Genomic DNA, 18,060 nt, shown 5'->3' on the forward strand with positions numbered 1-18,060 from the left:
CATACCATGGCTTGACCACGGTATCCAGAAAAAAATTAAAAAAGACTGGATCCCGCGATCAAGTCGCGGGATGACATTAGAGGTTACTGTATTCCTGCTTGCGCAGAAATGACATAGCGTACTTAAATTAAATAGAAAAAATACAAATGTTATTCAATATAGCTAATGCGGTCGGTAAACGTACTGTAAAGTTTGCACAAAGTGTAGGTAGTTTTTCTCTATTTAGCTTTGCTGCCGTTAGCAGTATCATAAGACCGCCTTTATATTTGAGTTTAATCATCAGACAATTATTATTTATCGGGTTTCACTCGCTTCCGGTTGTTGCAATGACGACTTTTTTCTCAGGGGCAGTACTTGCATTACAGAGCTATATCGGTTTTTCCCGTTTCTCAGCTGAAAGCTCTATTGCAACGGTAGTAGTATTGTCGCTGACTAGAGAGCTTGGACCTGTCTTAGCTGGACTAATGGTAGCGGGAAGAGTTGGGGCATCAATCGCCGCCGAAATAGCCACAATGAGAGTAACGGAGCAGGTAGATGCTTTATATACTTTATCTACCGATCCTATTAAATATTTAGTTTTTCCAAGAGTAATAACAGCTATTATTACAATGCCTTGTCTTGTTTTAATCGGGGATATAATTGGTGTTATGGGCGGTTATTTGGTAGGGGTATATAAACTTGATTTTAATAGTGCAGCTTATTTAACCAGTACTTTTCAGTATTTAGAACCGATTGACGTAATTTCCGGTCTTGTTAAAGCAGGAGTTTTTGGGTTTATTATTTCTATAATAAGTTGTTATAGCGGCTATTATTCAGGTAAAGGGGCTAAGGGAGTTGGAAGAGCAACTACCTCGGCAGTAGTGAATTCTTCTATCCTTATCTTAATCAGTAATTATTTAATGACCGAATTATTTTTTAAAGTATAGTATACTTGTTTAATTTGAAAAATTGGTTTTGTTGTTTTATATTTTTTGATCCTCACGTACGTTTATGTACGCTGCGGTCAAAAAATATAAACGCCTAGCTCGTTTCCAAATTAAACGAGTATACAGTTTTTTTGTTTATTTGGAGTATGCATGAGTGTAGAAGAATTTAAAATTAAAATTCGGTCATTATATAAATCATTTGCTAATCATAAGGTGTTAGACGGAATAGATTTGGATGTAAAAAAGGGCAGTTCATTAGTGATTTTAGGTGGTTCCGGTAGTGGCAAATCAGTTCTAATTAAAAATATAGTAGGATTGATTAAACCTGATAAAGGTAAAATTTTTATTGATAATGTAGAAATCCAAGATATCTCAAGTAAACAAAAATTTGAGATTATGGATGGTATAGGTTTTTTATTCCAAGGCGGAGCATTATTTGACTCCTTAAATATACGTGATAATATTACTTTCGAGACTAAAAAATTATCTAAGAAAGAAAAAAACGACCTTGCCGGTGCAAAGCTTAATGCCGTTGGTTTATCTCCTAGAATACTCGAGCTTTACCCTGCCGAATTATCGGGAGGAATGCAAAAAAGAGTAGCCCTTGCTAGGGCTATTTGTAGTACACCGTCGATTTTATTTCTTGATGAACCGACCACAGGGCTTGATCCTATCATGGCAAATGTTATCAACGAATTAATTATAAAAATCCAAGAAGAGTTAGAGGCAACTACGATTACTATAACTCATGATATGATTAGTGCCGCAAAAATAGCTAAAGAAGTAGCGATGATTTATCAAGGAAAAATTACATGGTACGGTAGTAAAGATGACATGCGTAATAGTGATAATCCTTATTTAAAACAATTTATAAATGGATTAACTACTGGGCCTATAGAGGTATAAAATGTTTAAGAACTTATTATGTATAATAATATTTCTAGGTATAAATCTAAATGTTTATGCTATAAATTCTAGCTCTTATACGACAGATGATATCATAAAAATAGTAATTATTCTTGGAATAGTTATTTTAATTTTTAGTCCTGCAAAATTCCGTATAATCGTTATCGGTACTATGTTAGGCTTGTCTTGTGCCTATTTCACGTATAAATACATCGTACCTATCTTTATTTCTTTACTAAATGGCCCATAAAGATAAATATTGCTATTAGTGACGCCCCACATCTCAGCTATTTTCTCTTCTAATAGTATCAATTTAATATTCTACACTTAATCTAAAGCTCTAACTCCCCCGTGATAGCCATCTAATTCAAAATAATTGGGATGTATATTTTTACATGCATCTAAACCTATTATATTAATCATATTAGTATTATTATCAATACCATTTAAAGTAGTACGAATATCTTCCAAGTATTTAGATGATTCAGGCGAATCATTACCTCCAATTATTTGTACTTTTATTAAAGCTTGTTCTATCAATTCATTCTGATTAAAGTTAGTAATTCATTGCTCTAACTGTTGTGAATTAATATTTCTAGCTAATGCTATTTTATTTAATTTTACGGAAAAGACACTACAGGCAATCTCTTCATTTAAATCTTTAGTATAAATTACTAAGTCATCATTTATATCAAAAATTTTATATTCTTGTGAGTTAATTTCAATTTGCATAGTTTATTTACTTTGTTGATTATTTTTGTGTAAAGCAATATTTTTATTGGGAAGAGTATAGCTAGGTGCAGCTATTTTTGTCTTAGTACTTATATTTTTTTAATATCTTATTACTTGTTCAGTTTAATTTTGGTTCATTTTGTGTTTTATTACTACTAAAAATATTTATGAACAAATCTTTTATTTTTTGTATCCAGGATTTTTTAATATTACTATCTTGTTGGTAGGTAGAATGAGTAAGTGCTAATGTTTTATTAATTTCTGAACGTACACTTTCCAACGGATTTAAATTGTTAGATAATAAATAATCAGTTTTAGCTATTAAATTATTTACAATTTTTGTTTGTTCTTGATCCTTTAGATTCAATTCGTGAACTCGAGTACTAATATTTTTAGTTACTACATTTTTTACTAATTTTGGATTAGTTTTTTGAATTTCCTCTGCTACTTTAGTAAGTGGTCTTGATATTTGATTAGATTGCCATGTGTCCATAGAATTAGGATTTTGATTAGATCCTAATAAATATTGCTGAATAATATGTTTTTGTTGGATTTCATTTAAAGAGCGATTAGGTATATTTTTATGTTTAGTGAAATCAAAAGCTTTATAAAGTACAGGAGTATTACTTCCTATACTTAAATGTACTTTTCTAGCAGCGGTTGTTTTATCCTCTCTATCCGGAACAGTTACCTGTTATTGGATCAAATATAATTCCTAATGGGGCGCCCTTGTCTTCTATATCTGCAGATTTTATATTTACGTTAAAGTGGTTAGTTAATTCTTGTGTTACTTTACGAATATTACCATCTGATAGCGAAATTGATACTGCAGATCTATCACGCCCTCCTACTAAATAAGCTTCTAATTGAGTATTAGGAGGAAAGTTGCTTATTACATCATGTGTTAAAGCACCAGCATCAGTAAACCTGTCAACATGGGCTAATGCAGTTTTTTTAGTTAATGGATCATGTAAAATTACAGCAACGCATTGTTGAATGTGATCAGTGCCTATCTTTTCTTTATCAGAAAAACCAACTTTATGCTGTTCTACACGAACAGCTTCATAATCAACTATACCTTGCTGTAATGAGTAAGCATATGCATACTGCGCTATTGAATTTTCTTTACGGTTTTGAGTGTTATAAGCAGCTCCTAAAGCTAATCTTGCCATTAATTCTTTAGCTTGGCTAATGTTCCTTATGGTTGATATGCAGTGACTAATGCTTTGTATGAATTTTCGACATTATAATATTGCTTTGCTTCAAAAGAATTCTCTATGCTATCTTGAAATTGTTGAATGGCATTATCAAACAGTCCTAGCTGTTGATAGCTACGTCCTATCATAGTATTAATATAGGAAAGTAGGAAAGAAAATTACTGTCAGTTTGACCTATAGCAATTTGTTCAGCTTGTTGTAGTTGTTTAAGAGCAACAAGATGATTATCTTTGCTATATAATTTTAATCCTTCATTATACAAAAAGCTGCTTGATTATGATCAATTTGCTCCTTTGTACTTAATGGTTTTGGAGTAAGATTACTAATATATTCAGGAAAACTTGAAGGCAACTCGCCTAATTTTTTAATTAGTCCGGTGATATTACCTTGAACTGGCTTCCCATTAATAAGCATAGATTTATAATAGTTTAATTAATTTATATTTTTATATAAAACTCTGTTATTTAATAAAAATCAAGCATGAGCTAATACTTAGCTACAAAATAATTATCTCTTGACACTAGGGGAGTATTGCGTTATCTTCTTTATCTATTGTATATACTGGATGAACTTCAAAATTGGCTACGTCGTTCTACAAGATCTGCGGTGCTCACGTATTAAGTATACGCTCCGCTCCTTGGCGTGTGAACTCTTAGCTCTTTTTGAAGTTGATCTTCGTATATGACTCTTCATTTACTTGAAGTATATTTTATAAGTTTTAAGGTATTTAGCTTATGTCTCGTAAGTGCGAACTCACAGGTGTGGGTGTTTTATACGGCAACAATGTATCACATTCTCAGCGTAAAACTAGAAGACGTTTTGAACCTAACCTAAGATCGGTTAAGTTTACAAGTGATATAACAGCCGGGGAATATAGATTATCGGTTAATGCTAGATGTATTAGTTCAGTGGAAAAAGCCGGGGGTTTTGATGCATATATTCTAAAAGCCGATGATAATGTTTTATCAAGTAACGCTAGAGCTATTAAGAAAAAAATAATTCAGACTAAAACAGCAAAATCATTATGAAAAGTGGTATACATCCAGAATATAAAAAGTTTTTGATTAAAGTAGGAAGCGATGTTTTTGAAACAATGTCTACTCATCCTACAGGTGAAATTTTAATGGATGTTGATTTTAGAAAGCATCCGGCATGGAATAAAGATTCTGGAAATGTAGTAAATCAATCGAACAAAAGTGTTAGTGATTTCAATAAAAGATTCTCAGGTCTTTCTTTCGGTAGTAAGAAAGAAGCTAGCTAGGCTTTGTTTGTGAATAACAAATCGTCATTGCAAGGAAATTGCATAGCAATTGACGAAGCAATCCAGTAAACGATTTTGATTTATAGAATTTTTTTATTATTTTTTCTGGGTTGCCGTGCAGTCTACGACTACTCGGTATTTACACAAGAATGACACTAACAACAAAATATAACACAGATAAATCGTCAATTCTCAATTATTGCGGGGTGGAGCAGCTCGGTAGCTCGTCAGGCTCATAACCTGAAGGTCGTTGGTTCAAATCCAGCCCCCGCTACCATATTTTTTAATGTCATGCTAGCTCACTTATAGCGTTATTGCAGTCTGCTGATGCCATTCCTATACGAAAGCAAATTATGACTACTCAGAAAATAGTGCCTACAAAATCAACTGATGGCAGTAAGCTTTTTCGTCATCAAGCTAAATTTGTAGCCGGTGCTATGAATATAAATCAAATCCCCAATTTTTCATTACCGGAAATTGCTTTTGTCGGTAAGTCAAATGTCGGCAAATCAAGCCTAATAAACACGATATGTAATAATAAAAATCTTGCTAAAGTTTCTAATACTGCAGGGCGTACTAGGCAAATCAATTTCTTTAACCTTGCAGATAAACTTATTATAGTTGACCTTCCCGGTTATGGTTTTGCTAATGTTCCTATATCAGTCAAAGAGCAGTGGGGAGTGTTAATTAGTTATTATTTACGAAATAGTTATAATTTAAGGTTAGTTAACTTATTGATTGATTCAAGAAGGGGTATAAAAGAAAATGATAAGAAAGTAGCTGATCTATTACTTGCCAATAAAAGAGAATTTCAAATTATTTTCACAAAATCCGATAAAGTTACGGATCATAAAAACCTTCACGATGAAGCACAGAATTTTCTTGCAACTTTAAACTACTCATGTAATGTTATGTATGTAAGCAATAGGAGTAAAGAAGGTGCAAGAGAACTTAAAGCTAGTTTGGCAAAATGCATCAAACTTCAAAAATAAAGAGGTAGATAGTATTTCTTCATTAAATAACATTGCTATAATTAAGAATATAATAAAGTGTAGTAGTGAGTTGAAGAATCAAGCAATAGTTCTAAAATTACCTGCTACTATTATTATTGACGATAAATTATTTACGGCTTTTATTGAATCTGTTAGATTGCTTGAGATGTGCGGTGCTAAAATATATATAGTACATGATCATATTGATTTACGAAGTTCGTCTTTAGTATCACAAATAGATGAAAATTTTAGTCAAAAAATTAGTAAAATAAGCGACTATAGTTCTCTAAATAATCCTATTATTATGGAAATTTTATCCAGTTACGTTAACAAGCTTATAGTAACAAAGTTAAGTAGTATAGGTTGTTATGCAGTTGGTATTTCAGGTAAGGATGCTAATTTACTGCAAGCAAAAAAATCAAAACTATCTTACCGAAAAATTGTAAATCATGATGTTATAAATATTGGTTTTTTAAGCGAGCCTATTATGATTAATCCAGAAATTTTATTAAATTTTGCAGATAATAATATTATACCCGTGATAGCACCGTTTGCGAGCGACGATCAGGAGAAAACGCATTTATTAAATGTTAACTTAACGTTAGCAACAATTGCTTCTGCATTAAGTGCAGAACATTTAATATTGCCATATGAGATATTACAGGTATCCGAGACGTTTCCGTATAATATAAAAATACGAGATATTAACTTGTTGAAATCAATGTTAGATGATAGTAATAATTTCATCGAAGAAGCATTAATTAAGATAGCAGTTAATGCCCTTGAAAACAATAATGGTTACGTACATTTTGTGAATAGTGAAGCACCGAATTCAATATTGTCAACTATGTTTGATATTAATATAAATTAATAGAGGTTTTTTATGGCAGGAGCATTAGCATCCGATCTTTTATTTGTAGGGTTAACTAGACCGCCGATGATATTTGGAGTAAGTATTAAGTTTGCTGCATTAAATATGATAATGACGATGATAGTATTTATTTGGAATAACGGCATTATGATTTTATTCATTGCAGCTGCTTTGCATTTGGTAGCTTATATTATATGTTTTAAAGAACCGAGATTCATAGAGCTTTATTTAAATAAAATGTCAAGAACTAGCCAATGTCCTAATAAATTTTACTACAGAGCAAATTCGTATAATATTTGAGTTTTATGTCATGCCGCGCATTGATCGCAGTATCTTAGGACACAGTCTGTGATACAAGATCCCGTGGTCGTAGCCACGGGATGACAACAAAAAATCTGGATTCCTGCCTACGCGGGAATGACATAAAAAGAGGTATAACTGACAAAATAAATCAAAATAGTTAAATCAGGTGAGGTAATGAAATTATTTAGAACTAGAGCTGCTAAAGAATTAAGGTCTAAACAAGAAAGACCCACTTCGCATTTTATTCCTTATAAATGTCATTGGGATAGTAATACTATTTTAACAAAAGATAATTCTTTATTACAAGTTATTAAAATAAATGGATTTTCTTTTGAAACTGCTGATGATGAAGATCTAGACATTAAAAAGAATATCAGAAATGCCTTACTTAAAAATATGGCTTCGGGAAATATCGTTATGTATTTCCATACTATTAGAAGACGTAAAGCAGTAATATTTGACGATACGGAATTTACTTATGATCCTACCGTAAAAGTCCCTAATGATTTTATTACTTATTTAGGTGCAGAATGGCGTAAGAAACATGCTGGGGCTAGGTCGTTTTTTAATGAATTATATGTTAGTATTTTATATAAGCCTGATACTGGCGGTGTTGCTATAGTTGAGTATTTTCTAAAGAAGCTTAGACAGAAATCTAATAAAACCGCTTGGGAAAACGACATGAAAGAGATGAAAGAAAATCTTCAAGAAATGTCAACTAGAGTGATTAATACATTCAGAAGTTACGGAGCAAGATTACTTGGAGTTTATCAAACGCAGTCAGGTAGTTATTGTGAAATTTTAGAATTCCTTTCATCTTTAATCAATTGTGGCGATTCACCGGGTCCTATAGCATTACCGCTTGGTACTATTGACGAATATTTACCGACTCATCGCTTATTTTTTGATTCTCGTACTATTGAAGCAAGAAGTCCGCTTGGCAAGAAATATGCTGGAATGATCAGTATACTTGAATACGGTCCTAATACTTCGGCAGGAATTTTTGACGGATTCCTGCAAATGCCTTTTGAATTTGTTATGACGCAAAGCTTTGTCTTTGTTAATAGAACAGTAGCGATCGGTAAAATGCAATTACAGCAAAATAGAATGATACAAGCCGGTGATAAAGCTACTTCACAAATTGCTGAGATTAATACGGCCCTTGATATGGCCACTAGCGGTGATATCGCTTTCGGTGAGCATCATTTATCGCTTTTATGTTCCGCAAATAATATTAAAGCTTTGGAAGATATATTGTCAATGGCAGCAGTTGAGCTTTCTAATTCAGGAATTCAGCCGGTTAGAGAAAAAGTTAACATGGAACCTAGCTATTGGGGACAGTTGCCGGGAAATATGGATTATATAGTGCGTAAATCCACTATAAATACTCTTAATATGGCTAGCTTTGCCTCACAACATAATTATCCGCTCGGTAAAATTAGAGATAACCATTGGGGAGAATATGTCACAGTACTTGATACTACTTCAGGTACACCGTTTTATTTTAATTTCCATGTAAGGGATGTTGGACATACTCTCATTATCGGTCCAACCGGTGCCGGTAAAACAGTTCTTATGAATTTCTTATGTGCTGAAGCACAAAAATTCAAACCTCGTATGTTCTTTTTTGATAAAGATCGAGGAGCAGAAATATTTATACGTGCTTTAAAGGGAGTTTATACAGTAATTGATCCGGGTTTAAAATGCAACTTTAACCCTCTACAGCTTGAAGATACTAGTGAGAATAGAACGTTTATTTTAGAGTGGCTTCGTGTGCTTGTAACTTCTAACGGTGAAAGTTTAACTGCACAAGATAATAAAATCTTATCTCAAGCGGTAAGCGGTAATTTTAGATTAGCAAAACAAGATAGAAGGCTTAGTAATGTTATAGCATTTCTTGGTATTGATACACCAAATAGTTTGGCAAGTAGGATTGCAATGTGGGTTGGTAAAGGTTCACACGCTAAGATATTTGACAATGAAATAGATGATATTGATTTACAAAAAGCAAGAGTATTCGGTTTTGATATGACTGAATTACTTAAAGATCCTGTAAGCCTTGCACCGGTATTACTATATATTTTCCATCGTATTAATATCTCTTTAGATGGGCAGAAAACTATGATAGTACTTGATGAAGCATGGGCTTTAATCGATAACCCGGTATTTGCACCTAAGATCAAAGATTGGTTAAAAGTGTTGAGAAAATTAAATACTTTTGTTATATTTGCTACGCAGAGTGTCGAAGATGCTGCAAAAAGTAGAATTAGTGATACGTTGATTCAACAAACAGCTACGCAGATTTTTTTACCTAATTTGAAAGCTACGGATATTTATCGTAGTGCATTTATGTTAAGTCAGCGAGAATATATTTTAATTAAAACTACCGACCCTACTACACGTTATTTTTTAATAAAACAAGGAATAGATGCTGTAGTGGCAAAAGTTAGCTTAGATGGTATGGATAACATAATCAGTGTTTTATCCGGTAGAGTTGAGACTGTAATATTGCTCGATCAAATTAGAGAGAAACACGGCAATGATCCGGATAAATGGTTACCTATATTTTATGCAGCAGTTAAAACATTATAAATGCCTGTCTTTCATCCCACGGCTTGACCGCGGGATCTTGTCTCACAGACTGTATTCTGAGATCCCGTGGACAAGCCACGGGATGACATTTTTACAATGCGAGGCAAGTAACTAGTTATGAAATTATTTCCTCGTAGTATACTTATAACATTAGTATTAAGCTTTGCCCTAAATTTAGGAATAGTTACTAAAACTCATGCTAAAGATACTCTTGATAGCATTGTAGATATTTTGAGTGGCTTAACTTGCGAAACCCAAGGCGTAGGCGATTTGCTGCGTACTGAATTTTCTCATACATGTATTGTTGCTCCGTTCTTTACTTTTGCGGTAATGAATCTTGTCTCTCCCGTTTTATACATGAATACGTTTTTAAAGCTTAAAATAAACGACAGTGATTTATTTAACGATAGTAACTTTGGGAATTTTCCCGGAGGTCAATGTACTCGTGAAAACAGAATTGATCCTAAAAATCCAGAATTACGCTTTGCTTTATGTAATAATGCTAAATTAATTGTATCTCGGGCAACATCTGTTGCAGAATCGGCACTTGCTATTGCTAAAGCCGTCTTAACAGGGAGCGACCCTTGGGATGATATAAAGACAGCGTGGGCAAATAAAAAAAAGGAATATCATGTTCCATATAGTGGTAAGCCCGGTGATGACGGTTTTGCATTTGATTTAGGCTTTCCTGTAATATATTGGAAAGTTATTCAAGATAAAGATAGAATATGCGTATCGACAAAAGGATTTACAGGAGACGTTCCCGTTGGCTGTAAATATATGAAAGAGCCGTTTCCAAAATCCATGTATAATAGCTTTATGGATGTAGCAGATAAGGATTTTATTGAGGATCCAAATAAAACTCCTACCGATCCTTTAGCTTTAGTTTCCTGTAGTGCAGCAGGTGATGGATGTTATCAAAAAGCTTATAATGCTTCAAAAACTGCAGTAGTCATGACTTCTCCTCTTATAGAATGTATGAGGCAAATGATTGCTAGATTACTAATTAGTAAAGATGTTTGTAGTTTTGATAATGTAAGCCAAGTGGTTAATTTGGTTTCAAGGCAAGATAGTGCATTCTTTCAGTTTCAAGTAGGAATGTATAAAATAGTTACGGCTTTTCTAACTTTATATGTTATGTTTTTTGGCTTTAAACTATTACTTGCAGGTGAAGTGCCGCCAAAAAGTGAGTATATAAATTTTATATTGAAAATGATATTCGTAACTTATTTTTCAATAGGAATTAATATAACCCCTGGTAATGGTTCTCCGTATGACCGGTTAGACGGCATGATTCAGTGGGCGTTTCCTTTCTTACTTGACGGTATAAACGGTTTAGCAAGTTGGGTTATGAATGCTGCTCCGTCCGGTTTATGTAAATTTAACAATCTTTCTTATGACGGTACCGTTTCTTATATTGCATTATGGGATGCATTAGATTGTAGGGTAGCTCATTATTTAGGGCTTGATATATTATCTACGTTACTTGTCGAAAATGCTTATCGCAGTCATGATTTTTTAAATTTTGATTTCTTTAGTTTTAGTGCTCCACCATATATTTATTTGCTAATTCCGGCGATAATCTCCGGTAATATGATGTTGGTGTCACTCGCTCTTTCTTATCCATTGCTTGTGATTTCGGTTGCTGCCTTTATGGTTAATGCAACGATTATGTGTATGATATCTATAGTAATACTCGGTATTTTGGCTCCTCTTTTTGTACCTATGTTTTTATTCGCATATACAAGAAATTATTTTGAGAGCTGGGTTAAACTAATGATCTCGTTCTTGCTACAACCTATGGTGGTAGTTACTTTTATGATCACGATGTTTTCGGTATATGATTATGGTTTCTATGGTAAATGTCAATATAAGAGCAAGTTAATTCACAATAGTATAGAAGACAAAATTCAAGGTGGCATTACTTCTAAGAGGGATGTTTTAATATTTTACATTAATAATGATTGGGATGATACGTCACAGTATCCTGATAAAGATGCCGTAGAAAGCTGTCAAAATAGTTTAGGTTATATGTTAAATAACCCTATTACCACGGTATTTAACTTTACAAAAGATAGTGTAAGTGAAATTGTCGATAGTAAACCGGGTAATACCCCTACCGATAAATTTCTTGCTAAATTCCAGTTTTTATCAGGAGTAGTTTTAGGGCCCGGAATGTTTTTCATGTCTCCAAAAGTGCTTTTTGAGAAAATTAAAAATATTTTGCTTGCGTTAGTTATGGCATGTTTTACATTGTATTTGATGTATAATTTTAGTAGTCAGCTAGCTGAATTTGCTGCAGATATGACGGAAGGAGTAGCTCTTAATAATGTTGCTATAAAACCGCAAGCAATATTTAAGGCAGCTATGGCAGTACTTGCTACTGCGGGTGCTGCAACTCAGGGGGGCGATCAGATAGCAAGTAGAGGAGGAGTTGGTGATTTAAAAGCTGGTCAAGGTGGAGGAGTAAGTGATTTAGAGGTAGGGAAAGGCGGACTACCAAATGATAATATTGCTACAAGCGGAGGTATGTCGACGCCGACAGCTTCGTCTTCTGTAGCAACTTCTAGCCCAAAAACTGTAAGTAGTGAAGCAAGATCAGATGTTGTTACTCCTCCTGCTCCTACAGAAGCTGTTTCACCACCGCCTGCTAGTATTAGAACTTCTATTTCTACACCTGCACCACGTGTTGGAAAAATCATAAGAGATAATAATCAAGAAAGTAAAAAAGAGATTGATAATACTCTGCCTTCACAAGAAAAAGTTGACAGCACAAGTAAAGGTACAGGAGTAATTGATTATAGTTTTAACTTAAAGGAACATGATAATCCGACAGGTGTAAAACAGATAAAGGAAAATGCAGAGATTCGAGATAAACGTGTAAAAGATGTTGTTACTCCTCCTGCTCCTACAGAAGCTGTTTCACCACCGCCTGCTAGTATTAGAACTTCTATTTCTACACCTGCACCACGTGTTGGAAAAATCATAAGAGATAATAATCAAGAAAGTAAAAAAGAGATTGATAATACTCTGCCTTCACAAGAAAAAGTTGACAGCACAAGTAAAGGTACAGGAGTAATTGATTATAGTTTTAACTTAAAGGAACATGATAATCCGACAGGTGTAAAACAGATAAAGGAAAATGCAGAGATTCGAGATAAACGTGTAAAAGTAGAAAAAGCATGGAATGAACTAGTAGCAAGCGGAGGAGGAAGAGTAAGAGAACAAGAAGGAGGAGAAATATCAGAACGACGTGCAAATGCTGAAAAGGCATGGGATGAGTTAGTAAAAAGCGGCGTAGTAACAGAAAAAAAAGATAATAGTGCTAATGAAAACTCTTAAAACCTTAAAGATATTTATTATAGTTTGTATAACGTCTGTAAGCTTAGCTAGCTTTGCCGGCTTTGGAGAATCATGTTCTAGTTTACCGACTACTTCAGATGGGTATTTAGAAACGGACACGGCATATGGCTATATAATTCGTAATATTGATATGAAAGATCCGAGAGGTAATTGTAACTCAGTTGCGTCTAGTATAACGTTTTGTTTTAAAAATGTAGAAGGTAGTAGTAGCCCTTGCACCATGTATACTTTAAATGAAGGTGACTCTAAAAAGATTAGTGATTTAAGTACCGATAATAATCCTGATCTTGGAGCAAATCCTGTATTAAAGAATATCGTTTTAACGGTTAAAAAATGGGATAATGATCTATGTTTAGTTATGCCTACGTCAAGGGGACCGATGCCGGTAGCATGTAAATCTTTGAGTGCTACACCGATTCCACCCCCTCCTGAGGATGAGAATTGTAATATAGGAAAAAGTTGCTATACGGGAGCAAATTATAGTCAATCGTTAATTAATTTTTCCGGTCTTGCAGTTCAGTGTTTGAGTGCAACGCTTAATAAAATATTTTTTGCTGGAAAGAGTTGTAGTGCTCAAGATCAAAATTCTAGAATAACTAAGCTTGCTGCTTTTTCTACGTTTCAAGGTTATTTAAAGAGAATTATAGGTGCGGCATTAATTCTTTATACTATGTTTTTTGCTTTTAATATGGCTCTAAATACAGAATATGCAAGTACTGAAAAAATAGCTCTTTTTGTAATAAAATTCTTATTTGTTGCTTATTTTTCTATCGGTCTTGGACCTTTAGATTTTAGTGGCGGTCAGCCGACAAAAGAAAACGGTATGTTAAAATATGGATTACCTCTTTTGACAGGAGCAGCACCGGACTTTGCACAGATGATCTTTAATGCAGCAGGTTCTAGAGGATTATGTCAATTTGATAATTCAAAGTATAAGGACGGTTATAAATTTTACGGTTTATGGGACGCGATTGATTGCCGTATAGGTTATTATCTTGGCTTGGATTTACTTTATAATATAGATAAGAATGGAGTGTTAGGGAATGTAGTCGGCAATGGTCCCCGTGGTAATAATACACCTATACCTAATTTTGATCCTGAAGGCAAAAATGACAGACCGAAGGATTTAAGTAAAGCAGGAGCACTTAGATTTTTTACCGTTATGTTTGGATTCTTTATGGCCGGAAATGTTATTATACTTGCAGCAGGTTTAATATTTTCTGTAATATTTTTATCTATACTTTTATATTTTATTACGCATTATTTAGTTTGCATGATTACTATTTATGTTATGACATATATTTCTCCTATATTCATTCCTATGGCTCTATTTACTCGTACAAAAGCTTATTTTGACGGGTGGCTAAAAGTATGTATTTCATGTGCATTGCAGCCGGCAGTAGTAGCAGGTTTTATAGCTTTATTAATAACTATGTATGATTCCGCAATATTTAAAAATTGTGAATTCCTTAGATATGATTATGAAAAAGGGGATATTAGATTTAGTACTTTTGAGTTAAGGCTTCCTGTTGGCGGGGCAGATCAATGTCAGGAAAGTTTTGGATATAAAATGTTAGAATATTATGCAGGTAAAGGTTGGGAAGAGCATTTATTGATACTTTTTCCAATAAAATCAATTGTTAGAGATGTTGTATCTATTTTAGCAGAACTTTTATGCGTATTAGTATTTTCGGTTATTTTTTATTACTTCTCTAAATCTATAGGGCGATTTGCTTCTGATTTAACTAATGGTCCTAATATGGATGCAGTAACGGCAAGTCCCACTAAAATCGTTGGTTTAGTAAAGAAAGGAGCAGCTTTCCTTAAGGATGCTGCTATGGCTTCGCAAGGTAAGCCGCTGGTAGGAGATAAGCCGGGTGTTGGAGGTAAGCGTAAAGAGGGACAGCAGCAAGGCGGGGATTTAGCAAGCGGTTCGGGTGGAGGTAAATGATAGAATATGCAGGGTAACTTATTAAAAGTTTTAGGAGTACTTGCTATAGTAGCAACGTTAGTTTGCTTTATTTTTGCAGCACTTGGTATGATAGGAGCAGTAAAAGTCGGTGACAGCTGCTACATGAGATATGAGTCGGACGGTAAAGGAGGAGCGGATTCAATAATCGGTACTATAACCCTTAATGCTAATGCTAATTATGTAAACACTACTAAGATGTTGTCCGACGGCACGATTCGGCTTATTCCTGATCCTACTCGTTACGGTGAATGGCTAAATACTCAGGTGCTAGTAGAAAACGGCCAACCGGTGAATTTACAAGTGGTCGGTCAGGTTAGTTTGTGTTTAGCTTATATACCGAAAGATAATTTACAACGTACAGGGGCTGGATCTAATTTAGACGATAACGGTCAAATGATCCCGATTCCTCGTATTAACGATACAAATAATCCACCTGTCTCTCTAATAATGGATGCAAAAAATAATGAATGGCGTAATATTGCCGAATTATACGCCAATGATAGAGTTTTAGTTTCCGTATCTCCTAATTTTGCCAATACGGATGCGACAGTTAAAGATGCTTTTAAAGGTGTTGAAGTTACGCAAGATTGTTCAGAGAATAAAACTACTTATAATCCAATTTGTGGAAAATATTCTGTTTATTCAGGTGAGTATGTCAATGCTTGCGAGTTAAAAGAGCAGTATTGGAATTGTGAAGTCACATGGAGGTGCCCTACCTTGCATGAGCAAATAGGTTGCAACTGGGGAGAATTGGGCTGTTTTCCTTTTTGTGATAAGATACCAGAATGTACAACGAAATGTATGGCTTGGGTTAATAGAACGAGACCAGCACCAGAAAACTACCTAGATGATGAGAGTTTTACATTTTCGTGGTCTGACAACACAGGTAAATTATTTATCGACTATTCAGCCCTTCAATGTTCTTATAATGCTAATATTCCTCCAGTTGATCAATGTCCTGATAGTGTTAGCAATCGTAATCCAAAAGATAAAGATTATATTGGAGGTGTACATTGTACTTCGGGCATATGTAGCGATGGAGATTTTCAAAAGAATCGGAGATTTTGGTATACGGCGGACGGTAAAGGAGGCAAAGGACCAACTGGATTAATATATCAAATGAATGATGCGGGTTCTGTAAGTCAAGCTCTGCCTGCTAAGCTAGAATTTGCTAAATTTGTTGCAGATACAGATCAACCGCCTGACTATAAAGATAAAGACGGTAAATATTTATATAAAGTTATATATAATATACCTTTTAACAGTAATATTGCAAAAAGTTATTTACAATATAGGCTGTGGTCTCCTACCTCACAAGATAGTAGTAAGAATACGGGAGGATACGTTTTAAATATTAAACAGACTAAATGCTATAGAGAAAACGGTAATAGTTTTAACGATACTTTTGATGATCGAGGACGAGTGCAATACATCATAGTAAAGCCTTTGGAAAACCCGAATACTAGCGGTAAAACCTATTCACCTCAAGGAATTAGCGTTGATAGTGAAGGTAAATATAGCTTTAACGCAAATGAGGCGGGTTATATATGGATGAAAATTCTAAATGATCCTGGTAATAATTTAAGGGACTATAAAGATAGTGAAGGTAGCTATAAAGTACATTTCTCAACATCCTTAAAAGTAGGAAGTTTTACTATTAAAGTAATGAATCCGTTACTTCAGTTATTTAAAACTAAAGTGCAAGGGGCTGCTACTTCTATTTTTAAAAATATGGTATGTTATAAAGCTAATGATAGTTCGTCCTGTACTAACTTTTTTACCTATATTAAAGCAATTTTAATTCTGTATGTGATGACTTACGGAGCAATGTTTTTGCTTGGTTTTGCTAAGATAAACCAAAAAGAGCTAGTAATTAGAATAGCAAAAATCGGGGTAGTTAGCGGACTTATGAACGGTAATACCTTTGAATTTTTCAATAACTATCTTTTTGATGCAATTACCAATTTTTCAGACTCAATTATTGCTAATATGAGTGGATATAGTTTGTTTACTTCTACTAATACTATTGCTAATCCTTTCATGTTTTTAGATGCAGTAATGAGTAAAATATTTTTTAGTCAAACCTTTATCGCTCAATTACTTGCACTTCTTTCTCTTGGGCTTAGCGGTATTATATATTTTATAATTATTTTTATTGCGGTTTGTATAGTAATTATTACGGCGCTTAGAGCTGTTGCCGTTTATATTATGGCATTTATGGCAACTTGTATATTAATCGGTATAGCCCCTTTATTTATTAGTTTCTTATTATTTGATTTTACTAGGTATTTATTTGATAATTGGGTGAGGTTTACGATCCGCTATATGATAGAACCGGTAGTTATGATGGCAGGTATTATAGTACTAACACAACTATTTACCATTTATCTAGATTTTGTTTTAGGTTATAGCGTGTGTTGGAAATGTGCTTTACCGATAAAAATTCCGTTTATCGGTACTATTTTACCTATTGCCTTGCTGAATGTACCTATCTTCTGTATTAATTGGTTTGCCCCTTGGGGAATGGATTATATGTCGGGTATGATGGGAGTAAATATGCAAAATATCGTAGCTCTAGTTATTATTGCTTACGGTATGTACGGTTATGTCGAATTTTCAGGACGTATGGTAGTAAAATTAACTAGTGCTGTTGGGCCTTCGGCTACTGAAATTGGTGGTAAAATGTCTCATGATGCAGGACAAAAAGCATTAAGTTCAATAGGAATGGATGATAAAACAAGACAAGGTATTACCGGCAGAGCGGAAGCACGATTAAAACAACGCAATAAGACATTAGATCAGGCTGAGAAAAATAGGAAAAATACGCCAAAAGAAGGAGGCGAGAAGACAAATGAAGAACCACCTAAACCTGAAACACCGAAATAGAGGGTGAATCGAAAATCGTCATTGCGAGGAAATTATGAA

At 34.0% G+C, this 18,060-nt stretch carries 16 protein-coding genes, 1 tRNA gene and 2 pseudogenes; 14 read left to right on the forward strand and 5 right to left on the reverse strand.

All coding sequences use genetic code 11. The features are described from left to right. Nucleotides 1-146 precede the first annotated feature (146 nt). From ACHBLB_RS03125 to ACHBLB_RS03135, 3 genes are all read left to right on the forward strand, one after another. Nucleotides 147-926, forward strand: a complete 780-nt coding sequence (locus ACHBLB_RS03125) for an MlaE family ABC transporter permease (protein WP_475842558.1) — start codon at nt 147-149, stop codon at nt 924-926. A gap of 150 nt (nt 927-1,076) precedes the next feature. Beyond that, on the forward strand, nt 1,077-1,832 hold the full coding sequence (locus tag ACHBLB_RS03130) for an ABC transporter ATP-binding protein (protein WP_475842561.1): 756 nt from the start codon (nt 1,077-1,079) through the stop codon (nt 1,830-1,832). 1 nt (nt 1,833) lies between these two features. Further along, nucleotides 1,834-2,082, forward strand: coding sequence for a DUF5510 family protein (locus ACHBLB_RS03135; protein ID WP_004996738.1), 249 nt, complete (start codon nt 1,834-1,836; stop codon nt 2,080-2,082). 77 nt (nt 2,083-2,159) lie between these two features. Here the strand turns inward: ACHBLB_RS03135 and ACHBLB_RS03140 are convergent, their stop codons facing one another. The 5 genes from ACHBLB_RS03140 to ACHBLB_RS03160 all read right to left on the reverse strand — a co-directional run bounded on the left by ACHBLB_RS03140 (nt 2,160) and on the right by ACHBLB_RS03160 (nt 4,195). Continuing rightward, nucleotides 2,160-2,372 carry a hypothetical protein gene (locus ACHBLB_RS03140; RefSeq protein ID WP_475842564.1) on the reverse strand — a complete coding sequence of 71 codons (213 nt, stop codon included), beginning with the start codon at nt 2,370-2,372 and terminating at the stop codon, nt 2,160-2,162. 24 nt (nt 2,373-2,396) lie between these two features. Next, nucleotides 2,397-2,564 (reverse strand): hypothetical protein, encoded by a 168-nt coding sequence (locus ACHBLB_RS03145; protein ID WP_475842566.1) that lies wholly within the window; start codon nt 2,562-2,564, stop codon nt 2,397-2,399. A 118-nt stretch (nt 2,565-2,682) separates the two neighbouring features. Continuing rightward, nucleotides 2,683-3,057, reverse strand: coding sequence for a hypothetical protein (locus ACHBLB_RS03150; protein WP_475842569.1), 375 nt, complete (start codon nt 3,055-3,057; stop codon nt 2,683-2,685). Between the two features lie 181 nt (nt 3,058-3,238). Further along, complete coding sequence (locus ACHBLB_RS03155) at nt 3,239-3,736, reverse strand: hypothetical protein (RefSeq protein ID WP_475842571.1); 498 nt, start codon at nt 3,734-3,736, stop codon at nt 3,239-3,241. Nucleotides 3,737-4,024: 288 nt separating this feature from the next. Further along, nucleotides 4,025-4,195: a hypothetical protein gene (locus ACHBLB_RS03160; protein ID WP_475842573.1), complete on the reverse strand. Its 171-nt coding sequence runs from the start codon at nt 4,193-4,195 to the stop codon at nt 4,025-4,027. Between the two features lie 320 nt (nt 4,196-4,515). On the opposite strand from ACHBLB_RS03160, the gene rpmB reads away from it, so the two are divergent. From rpmB to ACHBLB_RS03215, 11 genes and pseudogenes are all read left to right on the forward strand, one after another. Continuing rightward, on the forward strand, nt 4,516-4,809 hold the full coding sequence (gene rpmB, locus ACHBLB_RS03165) for a 50S ribosomal protein L28 (protein ID WP_004996729.1): 294 nt from the start codon (nt 4,516-4,518) through the stop codon (nt 4,807-4,809). Then, entirely contained in the window at nt 4,806-5,042 is a 237-nt protein-coding gene (gene rpmE / locus ACHBLB_RS03170; RefSeq protein WP_004996719.1) for a 50S ribosomal protein L31, read from the forward strand. The genes rpmB and rpmE overlap by 4 nt, the downstream gene beginning before the upstream one ends. A gap of 200 nt (nt 5,043-5,242) precedes the next feature. Beyond that, a tRNA-Met gene (locus tag ACHBLB_RS03175) sits at nt 5,243-5,319 on the forward strand. 76 nt (nt 5,320-5,395) lie between these two features. Further along, the gene (yihA, locus tag ACHBLB_RS03180; protein WP_014362736.1) at nt 5,396-6,034 is read left to right on the forward strand and encodes a ribosome biogenesis GTP-binding protein YihA/YsxC; all 639 of its coding nucleotides are present in this window, start codon (nt 5,396-5,398) and stop codon (nt 6,032-6,034) included. Further along, a complete protein-coding gene (locus tag ACHBLB_RS03185) occupies nt 5,982-6,905 on the forward strand; it encodes an amino acid kinase family protein (RefSeq protein ID WP_475842575.1) in 924 nt (307 codons plus the stop codon). The genes yihA and ACHBLB_RS03185 overlap by 53 nt, the downstream gene beginning before the upstream one ends. Nucleotides 6,906-6,917: 12 nt before the next feature. Further along, nucleotides 6,918-7,205 carry a type IV secretion system protein VirB3 gene (locus ACHBLB_RS03190; protein WP_475842577.1) on the forward strand — a complete coding sequence of 96 codons (288 nt, stop codon included), beginning with the start codon at nt 6,918-6,920 and terminating at the stop codon, nt 7,203-7,205. 177 nt (nt 7,206-7,382) lie between these two features. Then, entirely contained in the window at nt 7,383-9,800 is a 2,418-nt protein-coding gene (locus ACHBLB_RS03195; protein WP_475842579.1) for a VirB4 family type IV secretion/conjugal transfer ATPase, read from the forward strand. A gap of 117 nt (nt 9,801-9,917) precedes the next feature. Further along, nucleotides 9,918-12,683: pseudogene (locus ACHBLB_RS03200) on the forward strand (TrbL/VirB6 family protein); the annotation flags it as partial. 138 nt (nt 12,684-12,821) lie between these two features. After that, nucleotides 12,822-13,142, forward strand: a pseudogene (locus tag ACHBLB_RS03205) (type IV secretion system protein); the annotation flags it as partial. Continuing rightward, nucleotides 13,129-15,114 (forward strand): TrbL/VirB6 family protein, encoded by a 1,986-nt coding sequence (locus ACHBLB_RS03210; protein ID WP_475842581.1) that lies wholly within the window; start codon nt 13,129-13,131, stop codon nt 15,112-15,114. The pseudogene ACHBLB_RS03205 and the gene ACHBLB_RS03210, both read left to right, overlap by 14 nt. A 6-nt stretch (nt 15,115-15,120) precedes the next feature. Then, complete coding sequence (locus tag ACHBLB_RS03215) at nt 15,121-18,021, forward strand: TrbL/VirB6 family protein (RefSeq protein WP_475842583.1); 2,901 nt, start codon at nt 15,121-15,123, stop codon at nt 18,019-18,021. Nucleotides 18,022-18,060: the final 39 nt, after the last annotated feature.

The organism is Rickettsia lanei (assembly GCF_056242675.1).

Coding starts and splice junctions, on each gene's coding strand:
- ACHBLB_RS03135 (WP_004996738.1), top strand. CDS start 1,834: ATGTTTAAGAACTTATTATGTATAATAATATTTCTAGGTATAAATCTA.
- ACHBLB_RS03195 (WP_475842579.1), top strand. CDS start 7,383: ATGAAATTATTTAGAACTAGAGCTGCTAAAGAATTAAGGTCTAAACAA.
- ACHBLB_RS03190 (WP_475842577.1), top strand. CDS start 6,918: ATGGCAGGAGCATTAGCATCCGATCTTTTATTTGTAGGGTTAACTAGA.
- rpmB (WP_004996729.1), top strand. CDS start 4,516: ATGTCTCGTAAGTGCGAACTCACAGGTGTGGGTGTTTTATACGGCAAC.
- rpmE (WP_004996719.1), top strand. CDS start 4,806: ATGAAAAGTGGTATACATCCAGAATATAAAAAGTTTTTGATTAAAGTA.
- ACHBLB_RS03150 (WP_475842569.1), bottom strand. CDS start 3,057: ATGGACACATGGCAATCTAATCAAATATCAAGACCACTTACTAAAGTA.
- yihA (WP_014362736.1), top strand. CDS start 5,396: ATGACTACTCAGAAAATAGTGCCTACAAAATCAACTGATGGCAGTAAG.
- ACHBLB_RS03210 (WP_475842581.1), top strand. CDS start 13,129: ATGAAAACTCTTAAAACCTTAAAGATATTTATTATAGTTTGTATAACG.
- ACHBLB_RS03145 (WP_475842566.1), bottom strand. CDS start 2,564: ATGCAAATTGAAATTAACTCACAAGAATATAAAATTTTTGATATAAAT.
- ACHBLB_RS03160 (WP_475842573.1), bottom strand. CDS start 4,195: ATGCTTATTAATGGGAAGCCAGTTCAAGGTAATATCACCGGACTAATT.
- ACHBLB_RS03130 (WP_475842561.1), top strand. CDS start 1,077: ATGAGTGTAGAAGAATTTAAAATTAAAATTCGGTCATTATATAAATCA.
- ACHBLB_RS03125 (WP_475842558.1), top strand. CDS start 147: ATGTTATTCAATATAGCTAATGCGGTCGGTAAACGTACTGTAAAGTTT.
- ACHBLB_RS03215 (WP_475842583.1), top strand. CDS start 15,121: ATGCAGGGTAACTTATTAAAAGTTTTAGGAGTACTTGCTATAGTAGCA.
- ACHBLB_RS03155 (WP_475842571.1), bottom strand. CDS start 3,736: ATGGCAAGATTAGCTTTAGGAGCTGCTTATAACACTCAAAACCGTAAA.